4 protein-coding genes are annotated in these 3,649 nt (G+C 67.8%); 2 read left to right on the top strand and 2 right to left on the bottom strand.

The features are described from left to right. Nucleotides 1-1,152 (top strand): ATP-binding protein (locus FKP22_RS24030; protein WP_141290187.1); only part of this gene is annotated, 1,152 nt, incomplete at its 5' end. Here the strand turns inward: FKP22_RS24030 and FKP22_RS24025 are convergent. Together FKP22_RS24025 and queF are read right to left on the bottom strand one after the other, a co-directional pair. Beyond that, nucleotides 1,149-1,646, bottom strand: coding sequence for an SET domain-containing protein (locus tag FKP22_RS24025; RefSeq protein ID WP_231011193.1), 498 nt, complete (start codon nt 1,644-1,646; stop codon nt 1,149-1,151). The two genes, FKP22_RS24030 and FKP22_RS24025, sit on opposite strands and share 4 nt — an antisense overlap. A gap of 4 nt (nt 1,647-1,650) precedes the next feature. Further along, nucleotides 1,651-2,079, bottom strand: coding sequence for a preQ(1) synthase (gene queF, locus FKP22_RS24020; RefSeq protein WP_141290189.1), 429 nt, complete (start codon nt 2,077-2,079; stop codon nt 1,651-1,653). Between the two features lie 373 nt (nt 2,080-2,452). On the opposite strand from queF, the gene FKP22_RS24015 reads away from it, so the two are divergent. After that, nucleotides 2,453-3,649: chromosome segregation SMC family protein (locus FKP22_RS24015; RefSeq protein WP_141290188.1), on the top strand; the 1,197-nt coding region annotated here is incomplete at its 3' end.

Below are 3,649 nucleotides of genomic sequence, written 5' to 3'. Positions count from 1 at the left end.
GACGCGGCCGAGGCCGCGAGCCGCGCCAAGAGCAGCTTCCTGGCCAACATCAGCCACGAGATCCGCACGCCGATGAACGCCATCATCGGCCTGACCCGGCTGCTGGGCGAAGGCAGCATCGATCCGCTGCAGCGCGACCGCCTGGCCAAGGTGGATGGCGCTGCGCACCACCTGATGGGCCTGATCAACGACGTGCTGGACCTCTCGCGCATCGAGGCCGGCAAGCTGTCGCTGGAGACGGTCACGTTCTCGCCGCGCGCGCTGGTCGAGCGCATGGTCGGCATGGTGGAGCTGAGCGCGCGCGACAAGGGCCTGCAGCTTCGCACCGAGCTGGACGAGCGCCTGCCCGCGCTGCTGCAGGGCGACGAGCGGCGGCTGGGCCAGGTGCTGCTGAACTTCCTGGGCAACGCGGTGAAGTTCACCAGCCAGGGCGAGGTGGGCTTGCGCGCGCAGTGGCTGCGCGACGAAGGCGCCCAGGTCTGGCTGGGTTTCGAGGTCTGGGACACCGGCATCGGCCTGACGCCCGAGCAGCAGGCCCGCGTGTTCGACGCCTTCGAGCAGGCCGACGCTTCGACCACGCGCCAGTTCGGCGGCACCGGCCTGGGGCTGACCATCAGCCGCGAGCTGTGCCAGCTGATGGGTGGGCAGATCGGCGTGGCCAGCCAGCCGGGCGAGGGCAGCCGCTTCTGGATCGCGCTGCCGCTGCTGCGCCAGGCCGAAGCGGACGCCGGTGCCTTGCTGGCGCCCAGCGTATTGCCGCAGTGGCCCGGCCGGCGCGTGCTGGTGGTCGACGACAACCCGGTGAACCTGGAAGTGATGCAGGCCATGCTGGGCCGCCACGGCCTGGTGGTGGACTGCGCCAGCGATGGCGTGGTGGCCAGCACGCTGGCCCAGCGCCACCCCTACAGCCTGATGCTGATGGACATGCACATGCCGCTGATGGACGGCCTGGAGGCCACGCGCCGCATCCGCCGTTTGCCGATGCACACCGGCACGCCCATCCTGGCGATGACCGCCAACGTCTACGAAGACGACCGCGAGCGCTGCCGCCAGGCTGGCATGAACGCCCACCTGGGCAAGCCGATCGATGCGCTTGCACTGCAGGTGGTGCTGGCTGCCTGGCTCGGCGAGCCGTCCGCGGGTGTGTCCTAAAGCTTGCCTACGCAGCCCGGCGCGCCGCACTGGCAGGTCAGCCGGCCTTCGTGGTGGGTCTCGCCGTAGTTCACGGTGATCTCTTCGCCCACCTCGATCTCGCGCAGCGCATAGAACTCGATGCGGCCGGCAATGATGCGCAGCTGGCCGTTGGGCTGGCAGCTGTGGTTGGTGAAGCGCATCGGGTCGCTGGACTGGGCCAGGTCGATGGCGGTCTTGTCGGAGACCTCTACGATCATGATGCGCTTGAGCGTGGCCGCGCGGCGGCGCGCCTCGGCAATGCTGATGCTCTCGCCCCGCACCTCGCCGATCTTGTGCCAGCGCGGCACCACCTCGGCCGCGAACACGCCGAAGCCATCGATCGGGCTGCGTTTCACCGTCACGTCGTACTTCTGGTAGGGCGGACGGACGGCGAGGGTGCCCATGACGTCGATCAGGCGAGGCGTGGGCCGCGGTTCGGGCGAGACGGGCGGTTGAGGCGTGAGCTGCGGCAAGGTGTCAGCGCAGGCCGGTGGCCTGGGGCAGTTGCGGAGCGGGCACGATGGCGTCGTTCTTCCAGCCCTTGGCGCGGTGCTCGGCCACCACGTTGGTGTAGATGCCGCCGCGCACATACCAGCGCGCGGTGATGCGGGCGTAGCGCGGTTGGGTCACGCCGACGATCTTCGTCAGGATGTCGTTGGTGACCTTCTCGTGGAACGCGCCTTCGTGGCGGAAGCTCCACATGTACATCTTCAGGCTCTTCAGCTCGATGCAGAGTTCGTCGCAGACCATGTCGATGGTGAAGTGCGCGAAGTCGGGCTGGCCGGTCAGCGGGCAGTGGCAGGTGAACTCGGGGATCTGGAACTGGATCACGTAGTCCCGCTCGGCGGCCGGGTTCGGGAACACATGCAGTTCCTTCGAGGGCGCGGTCGGCGGGTTCGGCGGCATGGGGCGCTCTTGCGCAGCCTCCTTGGCGATCTTGACGGCCTTCACCGGCTTGTCAGCGGACTTGGCGGCTTTCTGGGCAGATTTTTCGACGGATTTGTCGGCAGAAGGAGCGGAAGAACGGGCCATGGCAAATGCAAATGGACGCCCGCCGGCGCCACATGGCGCACAGTCAGGCAAACAAAGGGGCCACGGGCTGCTGCACCAACCCGGGAAGAAGGGGTGCGATGCTATCATCCCGGCCAGTCAGGTCACCGAATGGCGACCTAAAATTCCAAGTAAATCAATGACTTAAGGCGCAGTCCACAGCGCCGCGACGGGTATTCGAATGCCTTGCCGCGGTGCCAGCGTGGGACTGCGTGTCACGCCCCATTTCATGCGGCTCAACCAGATCAAGCTGTCAGGCTTCAAATCCTTCGCCGAGCCCACCACCTTCCAGCTGCCGGGCCAGCGCGTGGGCGTGGTCGGGCCGAATGGTTGCGGCAAGTCCAACATCATGGACGCGGTGCGCTGGGTGCTGGGCGAGTCCAAAGCCAGCGAGCTGCGTGGCGAGTCCATGCAGGACGTGATCTTCAACGGCTCCGGCAACCGCAAGCCGGCCAGCCGCGCCAGCGTGGAGCTGGTGTTCAGCAATGAAGACGGCCGCGCCGGTGGTTCGTGGAACCAGTACGCCGAGATCGCCGTCAAGCGTGTGCTGACGCGCGACGGCACCAGCAGCTACTTCATCAACAACCAGCCGGTGCGCCGCCGCGACGTGCAGGACGTGTTCCTTGGCACCGGCCTGGGCCCGCGCGCCTACGCCATCATCGGCCAGGGCACGATCAGCCGCATCATCGAGTCGCGCCCTGAAGAGTTGCGGCTGTTCCTCGAAGAAGCTGCCGGCGTCTCCAAGTACAAGGAGCGCCGCCGCGAGACCGAGCTGCGGCTGCGCGACACGCGCGAGAACCTGACCCGGGTCGACGACATCCTGCGCGAGCTCAACGCCAACCTCGACAAGCTCGAGCGCCAGGCCGAGGTCGCCACGCGTTTCCACGGCCTGCAAAAGGCCGGCACGCTGAAGCTGCACCAGCTGTGGTTCCTCAAGCACCGCGACGCGGCCGCCGAGGAAGACCGCCTGAAGCTGGCCACGCTGGACGCGACCAACGCGCTGGAAGCCAAGCTGGCCGACCTGCGCCACGTGGAAGCGCAGCTGGAAGTGGTGCGCCAGTCGCACTACGAAGCTTCTGACGCGCTGCACGCCAAACAGGGCGACCTGGCCCAGGCTTCGCTGGAAGTGAGCCGGCTCGAAGAGCGCATCCGCTACGTGGTCGAGGGCCGGCAACGCGCCCAGGCCCGGCTGGCCGACCTGGAAAGCCAGAACCAGCAATGGGCTCAGCGCCGGGACGACGCGGTTGCCGAGCAGGAAACCATTGCCGAGCAGATTGCCGCCGCCGAAGAGCAGGCCGAGATCCTGGCCGCGCAGGCCGAAGAAGAAGCCGGGAGCGGCCCGCAGCAGGAAGAGGCGGTGCGCGCAGCGCAGGCGCGCGCCAACGAGCAGCGTGGCCGCGTGGCCCAGGTGCAGCAGCAGATCCAG

Source organism: Ideonella azotifigens (assembly GCF_006519715.1).
GTDB classification, from domain to species: Bacteria; Pseudomonadota; Gammaproteobacteria; order Burkholderiales; family Burkholderiaceae_C; genus Ideonella; species Ideonella azotifigens.
The sequence above is the reverse complement of the archived record's forward strand: the minus strand, read 5'-3'. Positions and strand labels throughout refer to the sequence as shown.

Bases quoted from the DNA above. Each gene is read 5' to 3' on its own strand.
- queF (WP_141290189.1), bottom strand. From the start codon at position 2,079: ATGCCGCCGAACCCGCCGACCGCGCCCTCGAAGGAACTGCATGTGTTC.